The sequence below is a fragment of the Veillonella sp. CHU110 genome (assembly GCF_003992255.1).
In the GTDB taxonomy this organism is placed as follows: domain Bacteria; phylum Bacillota; class Negativicutes; order Veillonellales; family Veillonellaceae; genus F0422.
Genome location: NZ_RQVA01000007.1, coordinates 72,010 through 97,179, shown reverse-complemented (window position 1 = coordinate 97,179; position 25,170 = coordinate 72,010). Strand labels below are relative to the sequence as shown.

23 protein-coding genes are annotated in these 25,170 nt (G+C 39.7%); 2 read left to right on the top strand and 21 right to left on the bottom strand.

The genetic code is table 11. The features are described from left to right. Positions 1 to 5: 5 nt before the first annotated feature. The 19 genes from EO122_RS04515 to EO122_RS04425 all read right to left on the bottom strand — a co-directional run bounded on the left by EO122_RS04515 (position 6) and on the right by EO122_RS04425 (position 20,641). Entirely contained in the window at positions 6 to 1,430 is a 1,425-nt protein-coding gene (locus EO122_RS04515; protein ID WP_127009561.1) for a TolC family protein, read from the bottom strand. Positions 1,431 to 1,469: 39 nt separating this feature from the next. After that, positions 1,470 to 2,774, bottom strand: a complete 1,305-nt coding sequence (locus EO122_RS04510; RefSeq protein WP_127009560.1) for an MlaD family protein — start codon at positions 2,772 to 2,774, stop codon at positions 1,470 to 1,472. Beyond that, a complete protein-coding gene (locus tag EO122_RS04505) occupies positions 2,771 to 3,535 on the bottom strand; it encodes an ABC transporter ATP-binding protein (RefSeq protein ID WP_127009559.1) in 765 nt (254 codons plus the stop codon). Before EO122_RS04505 ends, EO122_RS04510 begins: the two co-directional genes overlap by 4 nt. An 8-nt stretch (positions 3,536 to 3,543) precedes the next feature. Further along, complete coding sequence (locus EO122_RS04500; RefSeq protein WP_127009558.1) at positions 3,544 to 4,305, bottom strand: ABC transporter permease; 762 nt, start codon at positions 4,303 to 4,305, stop codon at positions 3,544 to 3,546. A 154-nt stretch (positions 4,306 to 4,459) separates the two neighbouring features. Continuing rightward, complete coding sequence (locus EO122_RS04495) at positions 4,460 to 6,349, bottom strand: SpoIVB peptidase S55 domain-containing protein (protein ID WP_127009557.1); 1,890 nt, start codon at positions 6,347 to 6,349, stop codon at positions 4,460 to 4,462. A gap of 15 nt (positions 6,350 to 6,364) precedes the next feature. Further along, positions 6,365 to 6,658 carry a biotin/lipoyl-containing protein gene (locus EO122_RS04490; RefSeq protein ID WP_127009556.1) on the bottom strand — a complete coding sequence of 98 codons (294 nt, stop codon included), beginning with the start codon at positions 6,656 to 6,658 and terminating at the stop codon, positions 6,365 to 6,367. 162 nt (positions 6,659 to 6,820) lie between these two features. Next, entirely contained in the window at positions 6,821 to 7,993 is a 1,173-nt protein-coding gene (locus tag EO122_RS04485) for a rod shape-determining protein (protein ID WP_127009555.1), read from the bottom strand. Beyond that, positions 7,965 to 9,221, bottom strand: a complete 1,257-nt coding sequence (gene murA / locus EO122_RS04480; protein WP_127009554.1) for a UDP-N-acetylglucosamine 1-carboxyvinyltransferase — start codon at positions 9,219 to 9,221, stop codon at positions 7,965 to 7,967. Before murA ends, EO122_RS04485 begins: the two co-directional genes overlap by 29 nt. Positions 9,222 to 9,392: 171 nt before the next feature. Next, on the bottom strand, positions 9,393 to 10,355 hold the full coding sequence (gene glpX / locus EO122_RS04475; RefSeq protein WP_126936966.1) for a class II fructose-bisphosphatase: 963 nt from the start codon (positions 10,353 to 10,355) through the stop codon (positions 9,393 to 9,395). A gap of 23 nt (positions 10,356 to 10,378) precedes the next feature. Continuing rightward, complete coding sequence (gene fsa, locus EO122_RS04470; protein WP_127009553.1) at positions 10,379 to 11,023, bottom strand: fructose-6-phosphate aldolase; 645 nt, start codon at positions 11,021 to 11,023, stop codon at positions 10,379 to 10,381. Between the two features lie 13 nt (positions 11,024 to 11,036). Then, entirely contained in the window at positions 11,037 to 12,314 is a 1,278-nt protein-coding gene (gene serS, locus EO122_RS04465; RefSeq protein ID WP_127009552.1) for a serine--tRNA ligase, read from the bottom strand. Positions 12,315 to 12,542: 228 nt separating this feature from the next. Next, the gene (gene lysS / locus EO122_RS04460; protein WP_127009551.1) at positions 12,543 to 14,060 is read right to left on the bottom strand and encodes a lysine--tRNA ligase; all 1,518 of its coding nucleotides are present in this window, start codon (positions 14,058 to 14,060) and stop codon (positions 12,543 to 12,545) included. A 27-nt stretch (positions 14,061 to 14,087) separates the two neighbouring features. Beyond that, on the bottom strand, positions 14,088 to 14,561 hold the full coding sequence (gene greA, locus EO122_RS04455) for a transcription elongation factor GreA (protein ID WP_127009550.1): 474 nt from the start codon (positions 14,559 to 14,561) through the stop codon (positions 14,088 to 14,090). 142 nt (positions 14,562 to 14,703) lie between these two features. Further along, positions 14,704 to 15,879: an iron-containing alcohol dehydrogenase gene (locus EO122_RS04450; RefSeq protein WP_127009549.1), complete on the bottom strand. Its 1,176-nt coding sequence runs from the start codon at positions 15,877 to 15,879 to the stop codon at positions 14,704 to 14,706. Between the two features lie 28 nt (positions 15,880 to 15,907). Beyond that, on the bottom strand, positions 15,908 to 16,936 hold the full coding sequence (locus EO122_RS04445; protein ID WP_127009548.1) for an aldose epimerase family protein: 1,029 nt from the start codon (positions 16,934 to 16,936) through the stop codon (positions 15,908 to 15,910). 5 nt (positions 16,937 to 16,941) lie between these two features. Further along, positions 16,942 to 17,904 carry a GTP 3',8-cyclase MoaA gene (locus tag EO122_RS04440; protein WP_127009547.1) on the bottom strand — a complete coding sequence of 321 codons (963 nt, stop codon included), beginning with the start codon at positions 17,902 to 17,904 and terminating at the stop codon, positions 16,942 to 16,944. After that, complete coding sequence (locus EO122_RS04435; protein ID WP_127009546.1) at positions 17,905 to 18,348, bottom strand: MOSC domain-containing protein; 444 nt, start codon at positions 18,346 to 18,348, stop codon at positions 17,905 to 17,907. Between the two features lie 171 nt (positions 18,349 to 18,519). After that, entirely contained in the window at positions 18,520 to 19,830 is a 1,311-nt protein-coding gene (locus tag EO122_RS04430; protein ID WP_371413185.1) for a nucleobase:cation symporter-2 family protein, read from the bottom strand. 220 nt (positions 19,831 to 20,050) lie between these two features. Continuing rightward, complete coding sequence (locus EO122_RS04425) at positions 20,051 to 20,641, bottom strand: hypothetical protein (protein ID WP_127009544.1); 591 nt, start codon at positions 20,639 to 20,641, stop codon at positions 20,051 to 20,053. A 185-nt stretch (positions 20,642 to 20,826) separates the two neighbouring features. Between EO122_RS04425 and EO122_RS04420 the strand changes: the two genes are divergently transcribed. Further along, on the top strand, positions 20,827 to 21,468 hold the full coding sequence (locus EO122_RS04420; protein WP_127009543.1) for a superoxide dismutase: 642 nt from the start codon (positions 20,827 to 20,829) through the stop codon (positions 21,466 to 21,468). Between the two features lie 59 nt (positions 21,469 to 21,527). Here EO122_RS04420 and EO122_RS04415 read toward each other — a convergent pair whose 3' ends face one another. Further along, positions 21,528 to 22,268, bottom strand: coding sequence for a class I SAM-dependent methyltransferase (locus EO122_RS04415; RefSeq protein WP_126936978.1), 741 nt, complete (start codon positions 22,266 to 22,268; stop codon positions 21,528 to 21,530). A gap of 179 nt (positions 22,269 to 22,447) precedes the next feature. Between EO122_RS04415 and sstT the strand changes: the two genes are divergently transcribed. Then, positions 22,448 to 23,668: a serine/threonine transporter SstT gene (gene sstT, locus EO122_RS04410; protein ID WP_127009542.1), complete on the top strand. Its 1,221-nt coding sequence runs from the start codon at positions 22,448 to 22,450 to the stop codon at positions 23,666 to 23,668. A gap of 263 nt (positions 23,669 to 23,931) precedes the next feature. Here the strand turns inward: sstT and EO122_RS04405 are convergent, their stop codons facing one another. Beyond that, on the bottom strand, positions 23,932 to 25,095 hold the full coding sequence (locus EO122_RS04405; RefSeq protein ID WP_240632654.1) for a cation diffusion facilitator family transporter: 1,164 nt from the start codon (positions 25,093 to 25,095) through the stop codon (positions 23,932 to 23,934). Positions 25,096 to 25,170: the final 75 nt, after the last annotated feature.

Genomic DNA, 25,170 nt, shown 5'->3' with positions numbered 1-25,170 from the left:
GGAATTTATTTGTTTGCTCCTTGATTGACTACAGAAAGACCATCCCCAATCGCCGTAGTTACTGGTACTCCCATCGCTCTTTCTAAGGTAGCAACATTAAGATTATACGTATATAACACATCTACATAATTATTACGAGCAGTAGCTAATGCTGTTTCCGCATCTAATACATCTACATTTGTCCCTACTCCAGAACGATAACGCAATGTTTTGATACGATAATCTTCTTGTCCCGCTTCTACTGCCGCACGAGTGCTAACAATTTTTTGTTCGGCAGACTTCATGTTTAAGTAGGCTTCATGGATTTGTAATTCTACGGCTTCAATTGTTTGCGCATAGGCCTCTTTTGCTTTTTCTACATTCACCTTAGCCACTTTCAAATTAGCCTTAGATGCACCGCCATCCCAAAGATTCCAAGATACAGTAGCACCAATTGTCCAATTTTTGTTGTCCGTAGCTCCTACACTGGTGCCTCCCATAGAGCCACTGACATTAGCATCTACAACAGGCATATCGGATGCATCCACTCGACGAGCAGATTCTTCAGCAGCCTTTACAGCCATCGCTGCACGAGCAATATCTGAACGATGGTATACGCCATATTGTTTCGCCGCTTCTAGGGAAATCTTATACGGTTTATATGTCAACTCTTTATCCGCTGTTACGATAGAGGTAGACACAGGTACACCTATATGATTATTAAATCTTGCTTCTGCAACGCTCGCTGCATGTTTCGCTTCTACTAATGTTGTTTTAGCATTTTCCAATCGTGTATTTGTCGCTAATACATCAGATTTAGATACAATGCCTACACTGTATTGTAAATTAGCATTTTTTAAATGTTCTTCATAGTCACGTACGGTTTGTTCTGCTACGCCTACTTTATTACGGGACATAATCAAAGATAAATAATTAGAAGTAGCCGTTAATTTTGCCTTTTGTGTTGCCTCTTCTACGGCAGCCCCACTACCATCTCGATTATATTTGGAGGCTTCTATTTGTGCCTGTAATGCTTGGTTATATAGAGGCATTTTCACGCCTACTTTATGCCCAAACTCATTACCTGTTACACGAACAGATCCCACTTCTTTAATTGCATGATTCGCGCTATATCCATAAGAAATAGCAGGCTTTTTACCACTTTGTGCTACATCTACTTGACCCAATGCCGCCTCATAATCCCATTGTGTTTGATGTAGTTCTCGATTATTTTTCAATGCTAACTCAATTGACTGTGGCAGCGTAACAGACATACTTTGTTGTTTTGTTTGCACTTGACTTTTATATGTATTTGTCATAATAGTTGCTTGGGCAGTTGCCTGTTGTTGATACGATACTAACTTCACTGTATCAATATGTGGTGTAGCCGCCCCCACTGTACATGCATAGGCTGCTAAAAGAGTTGCCATTGTAATAACTTTTCGATTCATACTTCCTCCTACAATATATCGTAGATATAATATCTATCATTAAAATACCTTTTTTACACCGAAATAGTTGTCATGATGTTTATGTTGTCCATTCCATATCCACTGTCCTACAGCATACGTATTGTTCCATAGGCGCACATCTGATCGGACTCGATACGAGCCATGATGCAAATCGTAGAATGCACCAGAAAGAGTCACTGGTGAGCCTACCCCCACATCAAGACCTAACCCCAACTTACCATCAAACAAACCACCTCGCAAATACACTTTATCACGCACTTCTTTTCCATAGGTCAGATCCAAATTAGACCCATTACCTACATTAGAGATACCTAGCGCATACAGATTCTCATTCATCATAAGCCGCACTTCAGCATCAGTCCGCACTTTTGCATCTTTCGCATTATATAGAACTTCACCACTCACTTGCGCCTTAAGGTCGGACTTTTTTCCAGCATCGCCTGCTTTCACATCTCCACCTGTGAGACGATTTAATTTAGTTGTCAATTGCGCTGTATTATGCAATGTTTCCTTAATATCTGCAGCACTCTTCGGATCTGTCACAACACCTTCCATAGCACCTGCCATTTTAGAAATACTATCAGTCGTTGTTTTCAAATTATCTACAATTTTACGCATTTCTGTGCCAGCTTGCCCATCTGCATTAAATTGTTTCATATTTGTATCCATTTGATTTGTCAAGGATTCCATATTACGAGTAATGCTCACCATATTAGCAGTTAAAGAAGCGATATTTCCTCTATTTTCTGCCAACATCTCATTCATTTGTCCTGTTAAATTTGCTGTATTCTGAGCAATTAGTTCTGTAGATTGTAACGCATTGCGTAAGGCTGCCTGTGTTTTTGCATCTCCGATAATTCCATTTACAGAATCCAAGGTTGTGGTCGCTGCTTCCATCAACTTAGTGGCTTGTGCCATAGTTTTATCGATTTCGCTTTTGCCATCCCCTTTGATCATAGAGCCATCATCTAAGTATAGGGTGCTTTTCCCTGGTGTAATCTGAATAAATTTATCACCTAATATACCATCGCTTTCCATTGTGAAAGCCGAATCTGTAGGAATCTTCACATCTTTATCAATATCCATCGTCACAGTGACACCTTTATTTGTCACCACCATAGACGCAACTTTACCTACTTTCACGCCAGAAAAGCGCACTGTATTTCCCTCTTTCAATCCTGTAACAGACTGAAAAGAACCTGTAATATGCATACTCGGAGAGGCAAATATATCAAATCGTCCCAAGAATACGATGCAAATTGCAAATAAAACTATTCCCAATACAGTAAATAGTCCTACTTTTGCTTCCGTAGTCCACTTCATGATATCTCTCCTTTCTCGATTTCATCTTTTTTCACTGATTTTCGTCCTTCAATAAACTGTTGTACTTTCGGATTCTTAGAATTCTTAAATGATTCCGTTTCCGATACTTCAATAAATTTACCTTTATCTAAGAGAGCTATACGATCGGCCACAAAAAAAGCTGACTGCATATCATGAGTAACCACAACAGAACTACATCCCAAATGGGATTGCATACTGCGAATGAGGCGACTAATCGTGCCCGATGTGATGGGATCTAACCCTGATGTAGGTTCATCATAGAGAATAATATTGGGATCTAATGCAATCGCCCTAGCTAAACTAATTCGTTTTTTCATACCACCTGATAGCTCATTAGGCATATATTTCTCCGTTTTAGGCAACCCCACCATCCTGAGCTTTCTCGCTACAGTATGTTGAATCTGTTCCTCTGACATAGTTGTATGTTGTCGCAAGCCAAAGGCTACGTTTTCACCTACACTCATAGAGTCGAATAGTGCTGAGTATTGAAATACCATCCCCATAGTTTGGCGCAACCTATCAAACTCTTCGTCAGAGATCTTTGTAATATCGATTCCATCTACTAAAATAGTACCACTTGTAGGACGCAATAATCCAATAATCAACTTTAATAATGTACTTTTCCCTGCTCCAGAGCCACCTAATATAGCCAATGTTTCTCCATCATGAATCGTTAGGTCTACATGGTCTAAGATAGTTCGATTTTCATAGGCAAGAACTACATCTCTTAATTCAATCATAGTCCCTCCTAGAATAATAAAGCAGATAAAAAGTAATTTAATACAAAGACAAGAATGATACTTGTCACTACAGAACTAGTTGTAGCATAACCTACTGCTGTAGCACCCATATTGGTATACATCCCCTTATAGGAACCTACTAAGGCAATGACAGCTCCAAATACGCAGGATTTAATCAACCCATACGTTAAGTCTGATAAGGTCGAAAAAATTTGAATCGAATCTGTGTATGTCATGCCTGCCATTCCTTTCACCACAGTAGCTACTAAATAACCACCACCGGTACCAATGAGGATGCCATAAAATGTCAAAATAGGTACCATAATCATACAGGCTATGACTCTTGGTACTACCAAATATCCAATGGGATTCACCGCCATAACGCGCAGTGCATCAATTTGCTCGGTTACTTTCATAGTCCCCAATTCTGCTGTAATCGCTGCACCTACTCGTCCTGCCAATACAACACCTGCCAACACAGGGCCTAATTCACGCCCCATAGCGATGGCCATAATACCGCCTACGGTACCTTGTGCTCCATATCGAATTAATACATCTGCCATCTGCAATGTCATAACAGCACCTGCAAAAAACATAGTAAGGCTTAATATAGGTAATGAATTGACACCTAAATGTGCCATTTGTTCAATTGTTAGCTTCCAATTTACTTTCGGTACTTGTCGAATGGTGCGCCATAAGAGCAACATTGCTTCCCCGATTTGCGATAAGAAAAAGATAATTCTTTTACCTATCCACTCTAGCCAAGTCATAGTCCCTCCTGATTCTATATATCATTCTTCAGTATATCACAAAACTACGAGAATGTGCACTAGTACCACCAGACTTTTCAAAAAAGAAAACAGGAAATACTGGAGCATCTCCAATATTTCCTGTTGAACACAATTCGTCTAAAATGCAAGTTCCTTATTTTTTAGCATCAGATTTGTTTGTTTCACCTTTCTTCTGGTCTGCTAATTTTGAAAGCTTTTCTTTGATCCGTTGTTTTCGTAGATGGTCACGATCTTTTTTATCAACTACATTCACAGTAAATTGTCCATCACCTAAGACAACGTAATCCACAACTACTCGTGTTGCTTCATTGTTTTCTTTTTCATCATCATCAGAAGCTCGTAAACCTTTTTTATGTTTGCCGCCATTTGGCAACTCATCATCATCCACATCTTCATCATCTGCTTCTAAACGTTGCTTTTTCACCTTGTCGCCAGACTCTTCCACCATGCTAATATCATCAGACAAGAACTCTGCTACAATTTGGTTATTCTGATCATCTTCACTTAAATCCTTGAAGTATTCATCAAAGTCTTTATGTACTTTCAATCGTTCTACGATTTCATCAGTGAGATTATATTTTTGTTTTTCAAACAAATATGGCAATGGTATAACGCCACCACCACGTACTTCAAGTGTATAGGTTCCTAATTTTTGATCCTCAGGTACTTTAAAGATAACCTCTCTCTTAATCTTTCCCTTTTGGTAGGCTTGTAAATTCACAGTAATGGCAATATCATCGCCAGGAGAAACAATCACTTGGTCTGCACTAGCATCGATGATCGTAGCCGTTCGTTTTGCCTCTTCTACCTGCACATCTACTTGAATATCACGAATTTCATATGGTTTGAAAGCATTGTTCATCAAACTTTCCACAATATCAAATAACTCATCAATAGATTTTTCAGATACTGCACTACTAGAATATACCATATTGCGTCGTTCTAAAGTAGGTAGGTTAGGGTCCACTGGTGTAATTTTAATATTTATTTTTGCAGTACCACCGCCTACACGATCCAATGTTTTATTAAGCAAACTATAGACAGATGTAGCCACTAAAGTTGGTGTCATTTTAGGAGATTCTACAACGGTAACCCCTGCATTTCGTTCTACACCACGGTCTAAATCTCGTAAATTCATGCGTACAGGAACACCTTTTCCAAATACGCCTACAGTTCCTGCAATGCCTGCCCCGCGGTCTTCTGTAATGACACCAACTTCTCGGCCCAACGACCCCAATTTAAATCCAGAGTCCATGCTTTTTACTACTGTAAAAATACTAGAGTTATTCATAAAATAACCCGTAGAGCCTCGCTTATCAAACGGATGTCCAAAGGCAACAACCTTATCTTTATCAACATAAGTAACAGTCCCTACGGCACCCATCTTCAAATCGCCTTTTACCAGTAAAGCTGCAATAGAGCCACCAGGCACCATTGGTTTCACAATATCATCGGTACTATCACTGGCCGTCGCATATCCTTTATAACCAAAGTCTTTGAACTTTGTTCCTAAATAGAATAGGGACGCTTCATCATAGCCATCTGCCATCAAAGGCGTTCCCAACGGAATGAGTTGTGTATCTTTCCAAGGATTCGGTAAATCTTTTTGGTATTTTTCATCCCACAACTTTACCATTTGATCGATGGGTGTAACCATCCCCAACGTACCATCCGTAAATCCCCAGCCATAGGCAACGGCACCTACTAGCTTTCCATCAATGTACACAGGACTACCACTCATACCGTGAACGATACCTCCCGATGCATCAATGACAGGACCTGATACTTTTACCAAGATTAAATCTCCAGAAGGACCACGTTGTTTCATAACACCAAGAACCTCAACCTTAAAGGAATCAATCTTGTCACCTTGTACGACTGTATCGGCATGACCTACCATGCCACGATGTAAATCTTCTACTTTCATAAATTCTATTGCATGAGCACTTGTAAAAGCGGCCCCACACAATAAGAGCGCCAGCACACCCTTAGTGTACCGACGCCAAAAACGATGTAATTGCATCTATATCGCCTCTTCTTATTGACTATTCACAATGGTTATAATTTGTCCTCTTGCTACTGTCGCACCTGGTGCCACAGATACAGACTCAACAACCCCATTCACTGTGGCACGAGATGCCACCATAGGTCCACCTAGTGTTTGTACGGTTAATAAAGGATCTCCTTCTTTTACCACAGTTCCAACTGGAACAACAGTCACTACGTCACCAGATAGTACTGTTTCATGATTGACTGGCGCTGCTTCCACAGTTCCTACCATCAATAGGCCCGCAAGAACGACCCCTAAACTATATACGAGAGTTTTTTTCATATACAAACACCTCCTAGTTCTTTTCTATATACAGTATATCACATTTTTGATATCTGCCAAACATGTAGTATTACCATTAGCATGATATAGCGAATTCTATGTTTTACATGCTATAGATACATCTATATTGTATCGTTCTTACATGAAAGAAAGATGAATCTCCTATCGCAACTCTTCTAATGTATCTCGTAATTGATTCAGTTCCGATAACGCTTTCCCAGTCCCTAGAATCACAGAATATCTTGGATGTTCCACTACATATGCAGGCCGCCCCGTCCGCTCTGTAATCATTCGATCCAGCCCGCGCAACAAGGCTCCTCCACCTGTAAGAATGATGCCATGATCATTAATTTGTGCCAATAGTTCTGGGGGTGTTTTCTCCAAAATGCTCACAATACCTTCGATGATCATTTGCATAGGTCGTTCCAAAGCTACCTTCATATCCTTAGAAGTAATTTCTACAGCTCTCGGCAATCCAGTACTCGTATGTCTACCGCGTACAATAGCTCTTTCTTCTCCTGATCGGGGGTCCACAGTACCCACTTCGATTTTTAAATCTTCTGCTGTCAACGGTCCAATGAGAAGTTTTTTCTTCCGCTTCATATAGCGTAGTAACGCTGTATCAAAATCATCACTACCAGTGCGCAAGCTTTCACTAACCACCACACCAGAGTCACAAATTACGGCAATATCCGTGGTACCCCCACCGATATCTACTACCATAGCCCCTACTTGTTCTGCTTTGTCAAGACCGGTCCCAATGGCTGCTGCCAATGGCTCCTCCATAAGAACTATTTTTTTCGCACCCGCTTGTAACAATACTTCTAGGACGGCTCTTTTTTCTACCGGTGTAATACTAGATGGCACACAAGCAACAATCCTACACCGCACAAGTCCTGATATGGGAATAACACGGCGAATAAAGTGACGCAACATGTAAGCCGTTGTATCGTAATCAGCGATGACTCCACCTTTAAGAGGTTGAATGACTTCAATACCATCTGGTGTTCTACCTAAAATTGTTCGCGCTTCATGACCTACCGCAATGACTTCACGAGTCTTCGTATCGCAGGCCACAAAACCAGGTTCGTCTAATACGATACCTCTACCTTTGACATACATAACGATATTAGTAGTCCCTAAATCGATACCAATATCTGTGGTCCATAAGAGTGCCACTTTTTCTAAAAATGATAATTTTCGTGGTTCTCGTTTCAAGGAAGTCTGCTTTGTCGTAGTACCTAAGGGTTTTCTTCGCACCCGTCGTTGCTTACGACGCTCATCTTGTGTATTGGATTCTTTTCGCTTACTCGTCCACCCGAACAATGTTAGCACCTATCCCTTTTAATTTGGTCACTAAATTATCGTAACCACGATCGATATGCGTTAATTGACCAACCTTAGTTACGCCTTTTGCGGCTAGACCAGCACATACTAGTGCTGCTCCACAGCGTAAATCAGTTGCTTCTACTTCAGCACCTACTAATTGGTCAACACCAGTTACAAATGCTTTGCGGTCATCCACCTCAATGGAGGCTCCCATTTTTTGCAACTCTCCTACATGCATGAATCGATTTTCAAATACAGTTTCCATAACAGTACTTTTACCTTTTGCAATGGTTGTCATCGCCATGAATTGGGCTTGCATGTCTGTTGGGAATCCTGGGTACGGTAAGGTTTTAATATCTGTGGCTTTTAAGTTACCATCGCTGATAACACGAATACCATCAATATCTTCTTCTACTGTGACACCAGCTTCTTTTAGTTTAGCCACTACAGGTTTTAAATGTTCTGAAAGTGCATTTTCTACATATACATTGCCACCAGCCATGGCTGCCGCAATCAGATACGTACCGGCTTCAATGCGGTCTGGAATCACTGTGTGTACAGCACCTTTTAATTCTTTGACCCCTTCAATACGAATGACATCTGTACCTGCACCGCGAATATTAGCACCCATACTGTTTAAGAAGGTAGCTAAGTCCACAATTTCTGGTTCTTCTGCAGCATTTTCAATAATCGTCTTTCCTTCTGCAAAGGTAGCTGCCATAATCACATTTTCTGTAGCTCCTACACTTGGGAAGTCTAAATAAATTAAATTGCCTTTTAATCCTTCTGGTGCTTTTGCTTCTACAAAGTCTTCACCCATAGTGATCGTTGCACCTAATGCTTCAAATGCTTTCAAATGCAAATCGATAGGGCGACTACCAATCGCACAACCTCCTGGCAATGCAATGCGAGCTTCCCCTTTACGAGCCAATAAAGGACCCATCACTAAAAAGGATGCACGCATACGACCCACTAAATCATAGGGTGCTTCTACAGCAGAAATTGTAGACGCATCAAACGTAATATTGTCTCCATCTTTTGTTACTTTCACACCTAAGGATGCAATGACATCACAAATAGTATGAACATCTTCCAAATCTGGAATTTCAAGCAGGGTGCTTGGAGTAGACGCTAACAAAGTCGCAGCAATAATAGGTAGTACTGCATTCTTTGCACTACTTACTCGAATACGACCTTCTAAAGGCGTACCTCCTTGAATAATAAGCTTTTCCAACTGAATTCCTCCTAATCTTATGTATGGTTACAACTCAATCATCACAAGATTGAATCATATGTATTTTATCTTACAAACATTCTATCTTAGTATACTAAATCTTTTCTCTCTATGCAACAAAAAAGACCGTCTCAAAGACGGTCTTTCCAAAGTTACCACTCTAATGCTTTCTTATTTTACTTTCATAGAAAGTTTTTTATCTAAACGATGAATGGTATCTACAAAACGAACAGTTCCCGTTTTATATCGCATCACAACAGAATGTGTACGTGCACCACCTGGGAAGTATTTTATAGAGGACAATACATTCCCCTCTGTGATGGCAGTAGCAGAGAAAATAACATCATCTCCACTCACTAGATCATCAATGGTCAATACTTTATTTAGATCTGTAATCCCCATTTCATGGCAACGACGAATTTCTTCATCAGTAGCCGGTTTTAGACGAGCTTGCATATCTCCGCCAGTACATTTTAAAGCCGCTGCTGCCAATACGCCTTCAGGAGCTCCACCTGTACCTACTACCATATGAATACCAGATCCTTCCAATCCGCATTCCATCGCTGGGTTTACATCACCATCAGTAATGAGACGAATACGAGCACCTGCGGCACGACATTCATCCATCAATCCTTGATGGCGTTCACGATCCAACATAACAACCGTTAAATCATCTATGGCGCGTTCCATTTTAGCTGCTACACGACGTAAATTTTCTGTCATAGATTGATTTAAATCAATCACACCTTTGGCACGTGGGCCTACGCATAGTTTTTCCATGTACATATCTGGTGCATGTAACAAACCACCTTTAGGAGCTATGGCCAACACAGCAATCGCACCATTTTGACCTTTTGCTATTAGATTTGTACCTTCAATAGGATCTACAGCGATATCTACTTCTTCTCCGCCGGCTCCTACACGTTCACCAATATATAACATTGGCGCTTCATCAATTTCACCTTCTCCGATGACAACCGTACCAGAAATAGGCACTGTATCAAAGGTTTGGCGCATGCCATCAACAGCTAATTGATCCGCTGCATCCTTAGCACCACGGCCACATAAACGGCCACTTTTTAATGCTGCTGTTTCCGTAACTCGAACAAATTCTAACGCTAATGTGCGATCCATTTTGATCCTCCCACTTGTGTCTACTATTTATTGGCTGCTTCCCAGTCCGCAAGAAAACGTGCTAATCCCGCATCTGTTAATGGATGTTTTAAAGATTGTTGTAGCACATTGAACGGTACTGTAGCAATATGTGCGCCAGCTTTTGCACATTGTGTCATATGCATTGGTGTGCGGACGCTAGCTGCAATGATTTCTGTAGCAATATTGTGAACCATGAAAATTTCTGCAATATCTTCAATTAATTGAATACCATCCATAGAAATATCATCTACACGGCCCACAAAAGGACTTACATAGGTAGCCCCTGCACGAGCTGCTAACAAGGCTTGGTTAGCAGAGAAAATTAAAGTCACATTCGTTTTAATACCTTCTTTGGAAAGGATAGTAACAGCTTTTAAGCCTTCTGCTGTCATAGGTACTTTAATAACTACATTATCCCCTAATTTAATTAACTCATGTGCTTCTTTCACCATTTCTGGAGCCGTAGTCGCAATCACTTCTGCACTAACAGGTCCTTCTACAAGATCCGCAATTTGCTGAATCACTTCATGTAAATCACGTTTTTCTTTGACAATCAAAGATGGGTTTGTTGTTACCCCTGCAATAAAGCCCATTTCATAAGCGGCTTTAATATCATCAAAATTAGCTGTATCAATAAAGAATTTCATAGTAAACTCCTTTCTAAGCCTCTGGATGAATTACGGCTAAGCCTCCCATATACGGTTGAAGAGCAGTTGGAATGCGTACAGAGCCATCTGCTTCTTGGTTGTTTTCTAAAATAGCTGCTACCGTACGGCCTACGGCTAAGCCAGATCCATTTAATGTATGTACAAATTCTGGTTTACCTTTTTGTTCACGACGGAACTTGATATTACCACGACGAGCTTGGAAATCAGTCATGTTAGAGCAAGAAGAGATTTCGCGGTACACGCCTTGACTTGGCATCCACACTTCAATGTCGTATGTTTTTGCAGAACCAAAGCCCATATCACCAGTACACAGTGTGATCACACGATGTGGTAATTCTAGAGCTTGTAAAATACTTTCAGCTTGTGCTGTTAAGCTTTCTAACTCTTGGAAAGACTCTTCTGGTTTAGCAAATTTGACTAATTCAACTTTATTGAATTGATGTTGTCGAATCAATCCACGTGTATCTCGACCAGCGGAACCTGCTTCTGCACGGAAACATGCCGTAAATGCAGTATAGTATTTAGGCAATTCTGCTGCAGTTAAAATTTCGTTCGCATGATAATTCGTTAATGTAACTTCTGCAGTTGGAATCAAGAAATAATTTTCTCCTTCCACTTTATACATATCTTCCGCAAATTTAGGCAATTGCCCAGTGTTCGTTAGTGTTTCACGAGTGACAATATATGGTGTCATCATCTCTGTGAATCCTGCACTGCCATGCATATCTAACATAAAGTTAATCAATGCACGTTCTAAGCGAGCACCAATGCCCTTGTAAATTGTAAAGCGAGCACCACTTTCTTTAGCCGCTCTTTCAAAATCTAAAATACCCAAAGATTCACCTAGGTCCCAATGTGCTTTTACTTCAAAATCGAAAGAACGAGGTGTACCCCAACGGCGTTGCTCGATGTTGTCATTTTCATCAGCCCCTACTGGTACAGATGCATCACACATATTCGGTAACATCAACGCGACTTGTTGTAACTCTATCTCTACTTCACGTAACTTAGCATCTAAAGCGCCAATTTCATCGCCCACTCGTTGCATTTCTGCAATTTTATCATCTGCATTTTCTTTATTTCGTTTTAATTGACTAATTTCAGCGGTTACTGCATTACGAACCGCTTTCAATTGTTCTACTTCTTGAATGATAGCTCGTCTTTCATCGTAGAACTTTACAAAACTGTCTAAATCGCCCGTAGTATGGCGACGATTTAGGTTTTCTTGTACCGTGTCAATATGATCACGGACATATTTTAAATCCAACATAGTCATGACCTCATAGAATTCATATAAGTACTTCATTAATCTATCTTTAATATTAGCACATTTGCCATTACATTTCTACCTTATACAGCACGTACCGTGTGGTAAGTTTTTATATAACTAGCCCCCATACACTGCAAAGATACAAAAAAGCGGCTAAACTCATACAAAGTTTAGCCGCTTGTGTATGCACTATGAGATTTCCATCATAGCCGCTCATATTACATCATGTTATTCTTCTGTAGCTTCCTCTTCTTGTTTTGCCACTTCTGGTTTCATAAGAGGGAACAACAATACATCACGAATCGATGCAGAATCAGTTAAGAACATCACAAGACGGTCAATACCAATACCCAAACCAGCTGTTGGTGGTAAACCATATTCTAAGGCTGTTACGAAGTCTTCGTCCATACGATGGGCTTCATCATCACCTGCTTCACGTTCTTTTAATTGAGACTCAAAACGTTGTTTTTGATCAATTGGATCATTTAACTCGGAATAGCCATTCGCTAATTCACGACCATAAATGAAGATTTCAAAACGTTCTGTTGTTAATGGTTTCTCACGATTTTGTTTTGCCAATGGAGAAATTTCAACTGGATGTCCATATACAACTGTTGGTTGCATCAAGTTTTCTTCTACATATTCTTCAAAGCAAAGATTCATGATTTTACCAATGCCATCTGCATCACCATATTCTACATTTAGACGGTCTGCAATAGCACGAGCTTCGCTCAATGTTTCTACTGCATCAAAGTCTTCACCAGTATATTGTTTAATACCTTCTTGCATTGTGATACGATTCCAAGGAGGAGTTAAATCAATATCCATACCTTGGTAATTAATTTTTGTCGTACCTAGTACTTCTTTCGCACAGTAGGATACGATACCTTCTGTTAAGGCAATCGCATCTTCAAAGTTACCATAGGCTTGGTAGGATTCCATCATAGTAAATTCTGGATTATGACGAATAGACACACCTTCATTACGGAAAGAACGGTTGATTTCGTATACGCGTTCTAAGCCACCTACGATTAAACGTTTTAAATATAACTCTGGAGAAATACGCATATAGATATCGATGTCCAATGCATTATGATGGGTAATGAAAGGACGTGCTGCCGCACCACCAGGGATAGCATGCATCATAGGTGTTTCTACTTCCATGAACTGATTGCGATTCAAATATTCTCTGATTTTTGCAACGATTTTCGTACGTTTTACAAACGTTTCACGAACACTTGGATTTACAATTAAATCTACATAGCGTTGACGGTAACGAAGCTCTGTATCTTTTAAGCCATGCCATTTTTCTGGCAATGGACGAAGTGATTTAGATAGTAAAGTCAATTTGTTAACTTTGACTGTAATCTCACCTTTTTGTGTTTTAAACACGTGACCTTCAATACCTACTAGATCGCCCATATCAAGCATTTTTACATACTTGTAAGCGTCTTCTCCCATCACATCTTGACGGAAATAGACTTGGATATCACCAGATAAGTCACGTAAATTAGCAAACGCTGTTTTACCATGAGAACGAATTGTCATCAATCGACCAGCTAATACGACTGGTTGACCATCAAAATCGCGAAACTCATCCTTAATTTGGAGAGCCTTATGTTGTACAACAAATCGTTGTCCAAATGGATAAATACCATCTGCTTCATATTGCGCCAACTTATCGCGGCGTACCAACATTTGATCATTCAAATCTAATTGTTCAGGTACTTGTCTTTCTTCGCTCATGAGGGGCCTCCTTTTGTTTTTTTACCCTTATTGAATATTTAAAACTTTAAAAGCAACCACACCATCTGGTGTATTGACTTCTACTGTATCGCCTTTTGTCTTGCCTAAAATGGCCATGCCTACAGGAGATTCATTAGAAATACGATTGTTGAAAGGATCCGCTTCAGAAGAACCTACAATTGTATATTCTACTTCATCGCCAAATTCTTCATCCAATAGCAATACTTTGCTACCTACTGCTACCGTATCGCCTTTCACATTCTCATCAATGATCTTAGCTGTATTAATTTTATTTTCTAATTCAATGATATGGCCTTCAATAAAAGCTTGTTCATTTTTTGCATCATCATATTCAGAGTTTTCTGAAATATCACCGTAGGAAATGGCAATCTTAATACGTTCAGCTACTTCGATTCGACGTACAGATTTATAATGATTTAATTCCTCTTCCAGTTTCTTTAAGCCTTCGGCTGTAAGTAATGTTTCTTTTACCTCTGCCATATATGTCTCTCCATTTCTTTTCCTTCATATACAGAAAACAGTGCCACTAGACACTGCTTCTTATATGAAAAAGTTACTTAAATTTCTTCTTTACAATGGTTATAATTATACTGATTTTCCCTTGAAATGTCAATGTAAACCCTTATTTTTCAAAGACACTTTCATAAATTAGTTGTGCATCTTCTACTGATAAGTTACTGTAGGCTGTCGGATACCGTACACAACTCTCCGCAATGGCTTCCAAAGATTCTTTCGGGATCCCTACTTCTTGTAACGTACTAGGTGCACCAATTTCACGGAAGTACGCTTCTAGTGCCTCAATCCCTGCTAGGGCATACTCCTCTTCTGTCATACTTCCACGTTCAATGCCCCATACTTCACGAGCAAAGCGCATCAAACGATTGGTAGCCTTTGGCAAAATCCATCGCAAATAGGCTGGATGCATAATGGCCAAGCCCTCTCCATGGGGAATATCATAAAAGGCAGATAGGGCATGCTCTAAAGCATGAGTCATCCAATCTTGATCTTTGCCTAATCCTAAAGAACGATTTAATGCTAAAGTTGCACCCCACATAATATTAGATCGTGCTTCATAATCTTCTAAGTTCTCCATAGATTTACGTCCATTGCGAACGATATTTTTAAACACCCCTTCAATGGCAGAGTCTGTTACATTATCATCATCTGGGGTCGACATATATTGTTCCATCAAATGAGATAACATATCTACAATACCATACGCCACCTGTTCTCTTGGCAAAGTATATGTGTATGTTGGGTCTAGCATAGAAAATTGCGGGAAGATAGCTGGTCCGTAGCCGCTTAATTTTTTTTGTGTCTCCCAATCTGTGATAACACCGCCATTATTCATTTCACTACCTGTGGCTGCCATCGTCAACACAACACCAAAAGGAATCGCCTCTGTTACTGGCTGATGCTCTAAAAAGAAGGTTTGCCAAAAATCAACACCATCAGGTAACTTAGCCCCACCAGCAATAAACTTTGTGCAGTCAATGACAGAGCCACCACCTACAGCCAATATAAAGTCGATTTGATGATCTTTACACAAAGCAATTCCTTCTCGCACTTTTGTAGTACGTGGATTTGACATGATACCACTTAATTCGAAAACTTCTTTTCCTGCCTCTTGCAGTACATTGATAACAGTATCATATACACCATTTTTCTTAATGCTTCCACCACCATAGGTGACTAGCACTCGTTTCCCATATTGTTCTAATTCACTAGCCAAAGACTCTACTACACAGTCTTTCCCAAACACGATTTTTGTTGGATTATGGTATATAAATGGTTTCATAAGACCCTTGTCTCCTTCCTAAGAGATATTAAGACCGGTGAAAAAATGAATAGGCTATCGTTCTTTCATAAACTGTATCTGCCTTAGTTTTGCTTTCACCGTTCACATTAATATCATTCGGCACAAACTGAGGTTCAATCGCAATTCCAGCATGGCTTCCATACGGGCGCTCTCTACCTTCCTCATTTAGCCAATTCCCTGTATACACCTGAAAATGTGGTGCATCTGTATGAAATACAGCAGTCACATCCTTAGCTTGTAACACTGCAAATGGTACAACAGAATCCTCTGTATCCAGCCCATCAACGGAAGCTGTTACAAAGTCATGATCATAACCTTTGTAAGGATGTAATACATCTGCATAATAGTCCAAGGCTTTTTGCAAATCTATCCCCTTTCTAAAATCAAAAGGAGTTCCTTCTACCGATGCTGGTTCTATCTGTGGAATTTGGTGTTCTCCAAATGGCATATATTGATGGGCCCCTAGTTCTAATACATGACCAGATAAGTCACCTTCTCCATGTAAATTAAAGTATACATGGTTCGTCAAATTCACAAAGGAGTCCTCTGAGGTTGTGTACACATATGTTACTACTAGTGTTTCTTCTACCACTCTAAAGACAGCTTCTACATAGAGATCCCCTGGGAATCCATCTTCTTCGGAAGTAATGGTATGAGATAGATGTACTGATACATCAGAGCAATCTTCTTCCACTACATCCCATAGTCGATGTCCAATATTTCCTTTTCCACTATGCAATAAATTAGGCCCATTATTAGCCTCTAATTGATGGACCACTCCATTCCACGTATAGTTTGCATTAGCAATGCGATTAGCTACACGGCCTACCGTAGCGCCTAACTGTCCATGGCGCACTTCATAATCCTGTACAGAATCATAACCCAATGCCAAATGACGTTCTAATACTTTATCATAGACAGCTACAATGGTAGCACCATAATTGCTAATTTGCACTCGCAATGTGTCGTTTTCTAATGTATATAATTTTGCTTCTTGACCATTTTGTAAGTGTCCAAATGATTCTACTTTCATCATATCTCCTATCCGCCAATGCGCCACATTGGTCGTTCCACCTTCTCAATAGCTTCTCCATCATGACTTGCGTATCGTCCTTGCAAGGCTTCCTCTATACAATGCAATATAGCCTGAGCATCGACACCTTGTTGCACCATACGTTTTAGTTCTAAATCTTCATCTCGAAGCAAACACAATCGCAAATAGCCATCTGCCGTAAATCGAATCCGATTACAAGAAGAGCAATATTGATTAGATAAAGGGAAGATAAACCCGATGCGTTGCCCACTAGGTAAGCGGAAATATTGAGCTGGACCGAATCCCAATCGATCTGTCACAAGCTCTAGAGGAGCCCCTACAATACGTTCCAACTGTGCTTTCCATTCTTGAAATGTAGGAACATGACTCTGTTTACCTTGAAATGGCATATACTCAATAAACCGCCACACCACATTCCATGTATCACCATAGTGTAACAATACTCGAACTTCCTCATCAGACATAGGTTTTTGTACAACTGTATTGATTTTTATATTCTTAAAGCCTACTGTTTTTGCCGCCTCGATTCCTTGCAATACACGCTCTAATTGTCCCGAGCGTCCAACGGCTTGTGCAAACCCTTCTTCCTCTACGGAATCCAAGCTAATATTTAATCGACGCACGCCGGCCGTATATAGTTTGTCTGCCTGTTGTGAAAGTAAGCTCCCATTAGTAGTCATCGAAATATCAGAAAACCATCCTTTTTTTTGCACCGCCTCTAACAATTCATATAAGTGTGGATACAATAGAGGTTCCCCACCGGTAAAGCGTACTGCTTTGACTCCGCCTAACCACAAAGCTTCTAACACGGACATCCAAAAAGATGCGGGCAACACGGGGGCCATAGCTTCTGTAATTTCATGAGGACGACAATAGGTACAACAAAAATTGCAGGCTTCGGTCAACGATATGCGTGCATATTCAATGACACGCCCTTGACTATCTTGCATTTATTGATCCTCGATAATTCTCACTGCATCTCCCACACGAATGATGCCACCTTTTAAAATGCGTCCAAAAATACCTTGTGTCGGCATAATACAGCTTCCAACTTGTTGCATAATCTCACAGCCATGATGACATTCTTTGCCGATTTGTGTGACTTCAACAACCGTTTTGCCTAACTCTAACTTAGTGCCCACTGGTAACTGGTATAATGTTAGTCCTTCCACAGTAATATTTTCAGCAAAGTCACCAGGGTTTACATCTGCTCCACTTTTTCGCATGAGCTCAATACTTTCAATGCCCAATAAGCTTAACTGGCGATGCCAAGAGCCTGCGTGCGCATCCCCTTCAATACCGTGATTGACCAACAATTCCGCTTCAGGAATATTCGTTTTTTTCTGACCTTTTGCTCTGCTAATTGATATAGCAATAATTTTAGCGCTCATTATATCTCCTTAGATTAGTATATTTAAATTTACCTATATAGTTCATATTATAACATGTTTATTTTGTAAAGCTATAACAAAAAACACGCCCTCAAAGATTCTAATAAAAATTTATTAGCCAAAGGACGTGCTCTTCTTTCTCAACACTAGTAACAATGCTAGCTATCACACTCTTTATTGATTTGTATCTTCTTTGCCCAGTCCATTGAACACTACATTCAATACGACTGCTAAGATACTACCAAAGGTAATGCCACTTTTAAAGATAATTTTTGCTGCTGCAGAGAAATTATGATAGAACTCAGGTGCTCCAATTGGTATCATAGCCACACCAATACTTAATGCTACAATAATTAAGTTATGATTATTTTCATAGTCTACTTTACCCAGCGAGCGAATACCACTAGCAATAATCATACCAAACATGGCAATCCCTGCTCCGCCCAATACAGGACTCGGAATCGATGCCACTACAGCGGCTAATTTAGGGAATAAACCTAGAACCATCAAAATAATGCCTGATGTAGCCACTACAAATCGGCTTTTTACATTAGTTACTGCAATCAATCCTATATTTTGTGCAAATGCCGTATAGGGGAAACTGTTCAAGAAACCACCGATACATGTGGATAATCCATCAGCTTGCAAACAAGAACCAAGTGTCTTTTTATCAATCTTTTTATCTACAATCTCACCAATTGCAATAGCATCACCAGTAGTTTCTACCATACACACAGACATAACGACTAGCATGGCAATAATAGAACTAACATCAAATGTTGGCATACCAAATGCTAATGGTGTCACTAACGCCATCCAATCGGACTGCCCTACTTCGTGAAAATTAACAACACCTAAGGCATAGGCAATGAGCGTGCCACCCAGTAATCCAATCAAAACCGATAGATTACTAATAAAGCCTTTTGTAAATCGGTTCACTAAGACAACAATCAACAATGTAAGTCCCGCTAACCATAAATTTGTTGGACTTGCGTAATCAGGCGCAGCAGGATTGACCCCTGCAATCCACATAATAGCCACCGGCATTAAACTAATGCCGATAATCGTCACAATCGTTCCCGTTACCACTGGCGGGAATAAACGAATCAAACGACTAAAATAAGGAGCAATCAAAAAAGTAAATAGCCCGGCTACAATAATCGCACCATACACAGCTGGCAAGCCATGTTCTGAACCAATGATAATCATCGGTGCTACAGAAGCGAACGTTACCCCTTGAATCATTGGGATTCTAGCACCGACAGGGCCTATCCCTAATGTCTGAATCAACGTTGCAATACCACAAGCAAATAGATCTGCATTAATAAGCCGAATTAAGTCTGCCGACGATAATCCTAATGCATTTGCCAAAATAATCGGGACCGCTACAGCTCCAGCATACATTGCTAGCACATGTTGCAGACCATAGGAAAACAACTTTGATACGGGAAGCATCTCGTCCACAGGATGGACTTGTTTTGCCATTTCACTCATGTCATGTCTCCATTCATTAAGAAGTTATACTAATTATAATCTACTCATATTAAACCATAACTTATATAGTTTGTCAAAATACCTTTTATTAAATACTGGTATTCCTTTTATTTCTTACTCAATAAAAAAGTGCTGTAACAAAAATGCAAAAACGTACATTTTGTTACAGCCCCTTTGCAAGTTGGATAATTACCTAGTATAAGTGAAAGTATTATTTACCTGTGTACACTTTAATCGTTGGATTATGGTCTTTCATGGATTGTTCTAAACTGAAAATAACCATTTCATTCATGTACGTACGCAACTCATCATTATATACATTTTTAGAGTGGCGTTCTAAAATCTCTAGAATACCTTCTTTGTAAGTATTCACTTGATCCTTAGGAACGAAACGATGGTTATTAAAGTATGTTTGGTATTCATCATACAATCGATTTAATACTTTTCGTCCATAACTATCTTTTTTCCAACGGTGGCTTTCGATATAAAAGTTCTTACGAACATTCATATAGAATAAAACATTAGATACATCTAACTGTCCAGCTGTTATTACTTGATTCGTTTGCAATTCAAATAATTGCTTACTATGCTCTTGTCCAAATGTTGTGTAGGTATCAACTATTTGTTTTACTTCCCAATTAGGACTTTCTACCGTAATCTTAGCTTGCATCTCCGTAATTGCTTGTAACCCTTCTTTTTCTGGTAACATCAAAGGATCTGCTGCTGCATAAGCCGTGTGTCCCAATGTCATCATACCTGCGATTGCCGCACCTACTATCCAATGTTTACTTTCCATTTTCATACAAAACTCCTTTCAACAATTGACACGCTTCTATTTGATTCTATACCTTTATTATACAGATTATGGTCCTTTTATTCAATCTGTTATGTTCGATTACTTTATTGACTTTTATAGTTCCATATCTTACTATAATAGTAACTATGATAATATATATCATTATCGAAAATCCCATTAAGGAGGTTACTATGAAGTATTTTGAAGTCCCACTCTTACCTTACTCTTACGATTTCTTAGAGCCTGTTATAGACTGTACAAGCTTGGAAGTTCAATATGAAAAATTCCACAAAGCTTATACTAACAAGTTGAATCACGCCTTAGAACAGCATCCCGATCTTAGATTTGGTCATATAGATTGTTTATTAGGGGCCTTAAGCCATGTGCCTAAAGAAATTCGTCAAGATGTCCGTCAGTATGGAGGCGCTTATAAAAACTATAATTTATTCTGGGAGATCCTAACAAAGCCTAATACTTCAAAGTATGAAGGCCCTATCGCGGAAGCTATCAATAAAGCATTTGGCTCCTACGAAGCATTCCAAACGGCATTGACGGAAGCTGCTATGGCACACTTTGGTAGCGGATGGGCTTGGCTAGTGATCAATCCAGACAACACTCTCGCTATCACAACTACCAATAACGAAGATAACCCTATCATGGAAATGCAAACAGCCATCTTAGGCATCAATCTATGGGAACATGCCTATTACGGACTATATCAAGACCGTCGCCTTGAGTATATCCGTAACTTCTTTACCATCATCAATTGGGATAAAGTAAATCAATTATATGATGCTACGTTAAAGAACCCTACTCGCTTCGGCCATGAATAAGTAACATATTGGAAACCACAAAGCTGTCATCCATTGCACAATAAATGACAGCTTTTTATTTATTCACCAAGGCTAGCCTCCGTCTCTTCAGGTACCGTGCCTACGTGTACAGCTACAATACCACCCGTTAATTCATGGTATGTGGCATCTTGTAATCCCACGTCTTTAAAAATCTGCAATACCCCTTCTTGCCCTACGTATCTTCGCAAGGACTCAGGAAGCCACGCATACGACGATTGATCTCGACTTAGTTTGCCTAAGATAGGCAAGATTTTTTCAAAATATAGATAATACGCTTGTTTAAAACCAAACATGGTAGGCTTAGCCAATTCTAAAGTGACTACTTTCCCTCCTGGTTTAACAACTCGTTTCATTTCTCGAATCGTCTGTTCAATGCTTGGCACATTTCGCAAAGCGAACCCGGATACAGCACCATCAAAGGAATTACTTTCATAAGGAAGATCCATCGCATCCCCTTGTGTTAACGTAACTCTATCTGTATAGCCCTCACGTTCTAAACGATCTTGGCCTACCGCTAACATTTCCGGACTAAAATCTAACCCCTCCACATGGAGAGACGGAATTTCTTGTAATGCCGTCTTTGTGAGCATACATGTACCACAAGCAATATCTGCAATACGCATCCCTTCTGATAACTGTAATTGTGCTATGGCAAATCTACGCCACCTCGCATCCTGGTTAAAGCTCAACAATGTGTTCATCATATCATAATGCTTTGCAATATGAGAAAAGACATCCTGTACATAGGCTTTTTTATCATCATGTGTTTTAAATTCCACGGTCTACCTCCAATGTTACTCTAATGACACTCATTATACACGAATGACTAAGTATATTCCATAATATGTGATATTTTTCTCTTGCCAAAACTGAGCAATCCGTTTATAATGTCCTTATGTCTTTTATGAGTAGATATTTGTACTCGATTTTAAGTATTTATAAGTATAAGGAGTTTTCTATGAGGGCATTATTTAATTTCATCAATAAGTTCAGCCTGATTCAACAAATCTGCGTAGGCCTTATTATCGGCACCTTGATTGCCGTGTATGCACCGGAGGCAGCCGTTAAGTTTTCACTATTAGGTACAATCTTCGTTGGGGCCTTGAAAGGTGTCGCACCGGTATTAGTATTTTTCTTGGTAATTTCTGCTATCTGCCGCCATCGCTCTGGACAAAAAACAGGTATGCGATCCATCATCGTACTCTATTTAGTAGGTACGTTTGCTTCTGCAGCGATAGCTGTTGTAGGCAGTTTCTTATTCCCAACTACATTGTTATTAACTGCATCTCCTGCAGACACAGCACCTCCTAGTGGTATCACTGCTGTACTTTCTACCCTATTAACAAACGTAGTAGAAAACCCAGTAAAAGCAATTTTAGGCGGTAACTACATCGGCATTTTAGGGTGGGCTTTAATATTCGGTGCAGCTCTACGCAACGCATCTACTGAAACAAAAGATGTGATGGCATCCATTTCTGATGCAATTACTACCTCTGTACAATGGATCATTAAATTTGCACCTCTTGGTATTCTTGGTTTAGTGGCACAATCCATTGGAGAGAATGGCTTAGGTGCTCTTCTAACATACGGTAAATTATTATTAGTGCTTCTTGGTTGCATGTTTGCTGTAGCATTAATTATCAACCCAATCATCGTAGCTATCGTAATGAAACGCAATCCATATCCACTTGTATTCCGTTGCTTACGTGAGTCTGGTGTGACTGCATTCTTCACTCGTAGTTCTGCGGCTAATATTCCTGTGAATATGGACCTAGCAAAACGTTTGGGTATTACACCTGATACATATTCTATTTCCATTCCTTTAGGGGCTACGATCAACATGGGTGGTGCTGCTATCACAATTACAGTTATGGCATTGGCTGCCGTATCTACCTTAGGTATCCACGTTGATATTGCCACTGCTATCTTACTTAGCATTATTGCGACAATTTCCGCATGTGGCGCATCTGGTGTAGCTGGTGGTTCTCTATTATTGATTCCACTTGCTTGTTCCTTATTCGGTATTTCTAACGACGTAGCAATGCAAGTTGTTGGTGTTGGTTTCATCATCGGCGTGATCCAAGACTCCACTGAAACAGCACTGAACTCTTCTACAGATATCTTATTTACAGCCGCTGTAGACTATGCACGTAATGGCTACCCTACAGATAAAGTATAAGTGTATTCTTTACACATAGTGTTTGAAAGGTCTACTTGTTCTTTGGTATGGGATGCCCAATAGAATTTATAATTACATATAGCTTATGAAAGTAGGCACTAATAAGGACTGGTACAATCTGCACCAGTCCTTTTCTTATCCGCTCTATAATATTTTTTATGGTTCTATACTATATTTTCTGCAGCAATAACCATCCTCAAACACAAAAGGCAAGTTGAGCCCTCTTACTCAACTTGCCTTTAGTATATATAGACTATATTCTGTTATACTCCAGTGTAGCCATGCACTACATTTGGTTTCACTTCATAAGTCGGCAATACCGCTTCTACTAATTGCCTCAACTTTTGTGAAAGTTCCTCTTTCGTATATTTCACATCATGCGGTACTTGTACGTCAAAACCAATCTTTCTATTCTCTACATCGATGCGGATATCATACAAAGAAAAGCTTTCATCATAGGCTTGAATTACTGCTACTAAACGCTGTTGTAAAGCTAGGGTTTGTTCATTGACAACGATTGGATCCATATGGATAGTCAGTTTTAACTGCAATTCTTTCAAAGCTTGTCGTTCTACACGATCCACCATGTTATGGATGGTCATCGCATCTTGTTTCGCATCTACTTCTACGTGGATAGAAGCATATTCATGACCTGGACCATAATCGTGAATCATCAAATCATGCGTTCCTAAAATACCATGCTTAGATTCTACAAATTCAATGATTTCTTGTACTCGTTCTGCGCTGGGCTCAAATCCCAATAAACGATCTGTAGCTTCTTTCAGCACTTCAAAACCAGCTTTTGCAATGATAATCGCCACAATTAAGCCTAAATACCCATCCACGCTCAACTGGAATATACCGCCCAACAATAAGCCGATAGCAATGGCTGCTGTAGCCCATACATCAGATAAAGCTTCTTTCCCGTTAGCACGCAAGATAGGAGAATCAATGCGATTCCCAATGGAACGTAAAAAGAAAGATAACCAAATTTTTAACACCATAGCGCCTAGCATCACAGCTAATGCAGACATAGAAAACTCTACTACCTCTGGGTTCATAATATGGTCTACCGCTTCAATACCTAATTGAGCCGCTACTACAAACAGCAAAATAGAAAAACCAATGGACAATAGATATTCCATTCTACCATGTCCATATGGATGCTCTGCATCTGCTTTACGTCCAGACAATTTAAAACTCAAAAAGGATACTAAGGATCCCCCTGCATCAGCCACATTATGGATAGCATCACTAATCATAGCAATGGATCCGATAAGAAAACCAATGATCAATTCCCCTAAACAAACTAACACATTCACCACAATACCGGTGATACTTGCCATAATCCCATATTGTTGGCGTACATTAGTATCTTTGACTTCATCTTTATTGTTTACAAATAAACGGATTAATACTTCTGTCATACTACACCTCTTTCATCCATTTAACATATACTTACAATTCTACCCCCTTCTAATCTGCTATATCTCAGAGGTAGC

What these genes read in the sequence shown, in the direction of transcription:
- EO122_RS04515 (WP_127009561.1), bottom strand. Translation starts at nt 1,430, where the DNA reads ATGAATCGAAAAGTTATTACAATGGCAACTCTTTTAGCAGCCTATGCA.
- EO122_RS04510 (WP_127009560.1), bottom strand. Translation starts at nt 2,774, where the DNA reads ATGAAGTGGACTACGGAAGCAAAAGTAGGACTATTTACTGTATTGGGA.
- EO122_RS04505 (WP_127009559.1), bottom strand. Translation starts at nt 3,535, where the DNA reads ATGATTGAATTAAGAGATGTAGTTCTTGCCTATGAAAATCGAACTATC.
- EO122_RS04500 (WP_127009558.1), bottom strand. Translation starts at nt 4,305, where the DNA reads ATGACTTGGCTAGAGTGGATAGGTAAAAGAATTATCTTTTTCTTATCG.
- EO122_RS04495 (WP_127009557.1), bottom strand. Translation starts at nt 6,349, where the DNA reads ATGCAATTACATCGTTTTTGGCGTCGGTACACTAAGGGTGTGCTGGCG.
- EO122_RS04490 (WP_127009556.1), bottom strand. Translation starts at nt 6,658, where the DNA reads ATGAAAAAAACTCTCGTATATAGTTTAGGGGTCGTTCTTGCGGGCCTA.
- glpX (WP_126936966.1), bottom strand. Translation starts at nt 10,355, where the DNA reads ATGGATCGCACATTAGCGTTAGAATTTGTTCGAGTTACGGAAACAGCA.
- fsa (WP_127009553.1), bottom strand. Translation starts at nt 11,023, where the DNA reads ATGAAATTCTTTATTGATACAGCTAATTTTGATGATATTAAAGCCGCT.
- serS (WP_127009552.1), bottom strand. Translation starts at nt 12,314, where the DNA reads ATGTTGGATTTAAAATATGTCCGTGATCATATTGACACGGTACAAGAA.
- lysS (WP_127009551.1), bottom strand. Translation starts at nt 14,060, where the DNA reads ATGAGCGAAGAAAGACAAGTACCTGAACAATTAGATTTGAATGATCAA.
- greA (WP_127009550.1), bottom strand. Translation starts at nt 14,561, where the DNA reads ATGGCAGAGGTAAAAGAAACATTACTTACAGCCGAAGGCTTAAAGAAA.
- EO122_RS04450 (WP_127009549.1), bottom strand. Translation starts at nt 15,879, where the DNA reads ATGAAACCATTTATATACCATAATCCAACAAAAATCGTGTTTGGGAAA.
- EO122_RS04445 (WP_127009548.1), bottom strand. Translation starts at nt 16,936, where the DNA reads ATGATGAAAGTAGAATCATTTGGACACTTACAAAATGGTCAAGAAGCA.
- EO122_RS04440 (WP_127009547.1), bottom strand. Translation starts at nt 17,904, where the DNA reads ATGCAAGATAGTCAAGGGCGTGTCATTGAATATGCACGCATATCGTTG.
- EO122_RS04430 (WP_371413185.1), bottom strand. Translation starts at nt 19,830, where the DNA reads ATGGCAAAACAAGTCCATCCTGTGGACGAGATGCTTCCCGTATCAAAG.
- EO122_RS04425 (WP_127009544.1), bottom strand. Translation starts at nt 20,641, where the DNA reads ATGAAAATGGAAAGTAAACATTGGATAGTAGGTGCGGCAATCGCAGGT.
- EO122_RS04420 (WP_127009543.1), top strand. Translation starts at nt 20,827, where the DNA reads ATGAAGTATTTTGAAGTCCCACTCTTACCTTACTCTTACGATTTCTTA.
- sstT (WP_127009542.1), top strand. Translation starts at nt 22,448, where the DNA reads ATGAGGGCATTATTTAATTTCATCAATAAGTTCAGCCTGATTCAACAA.
- EO122_RS04405 (WP_240632654.1), bottom strand. Translation starts at nt 25,095, where the DNA reads ATGACAGAAGTATTAATCCGTTTATTTGTAAACAATAAAGATGAAGTC.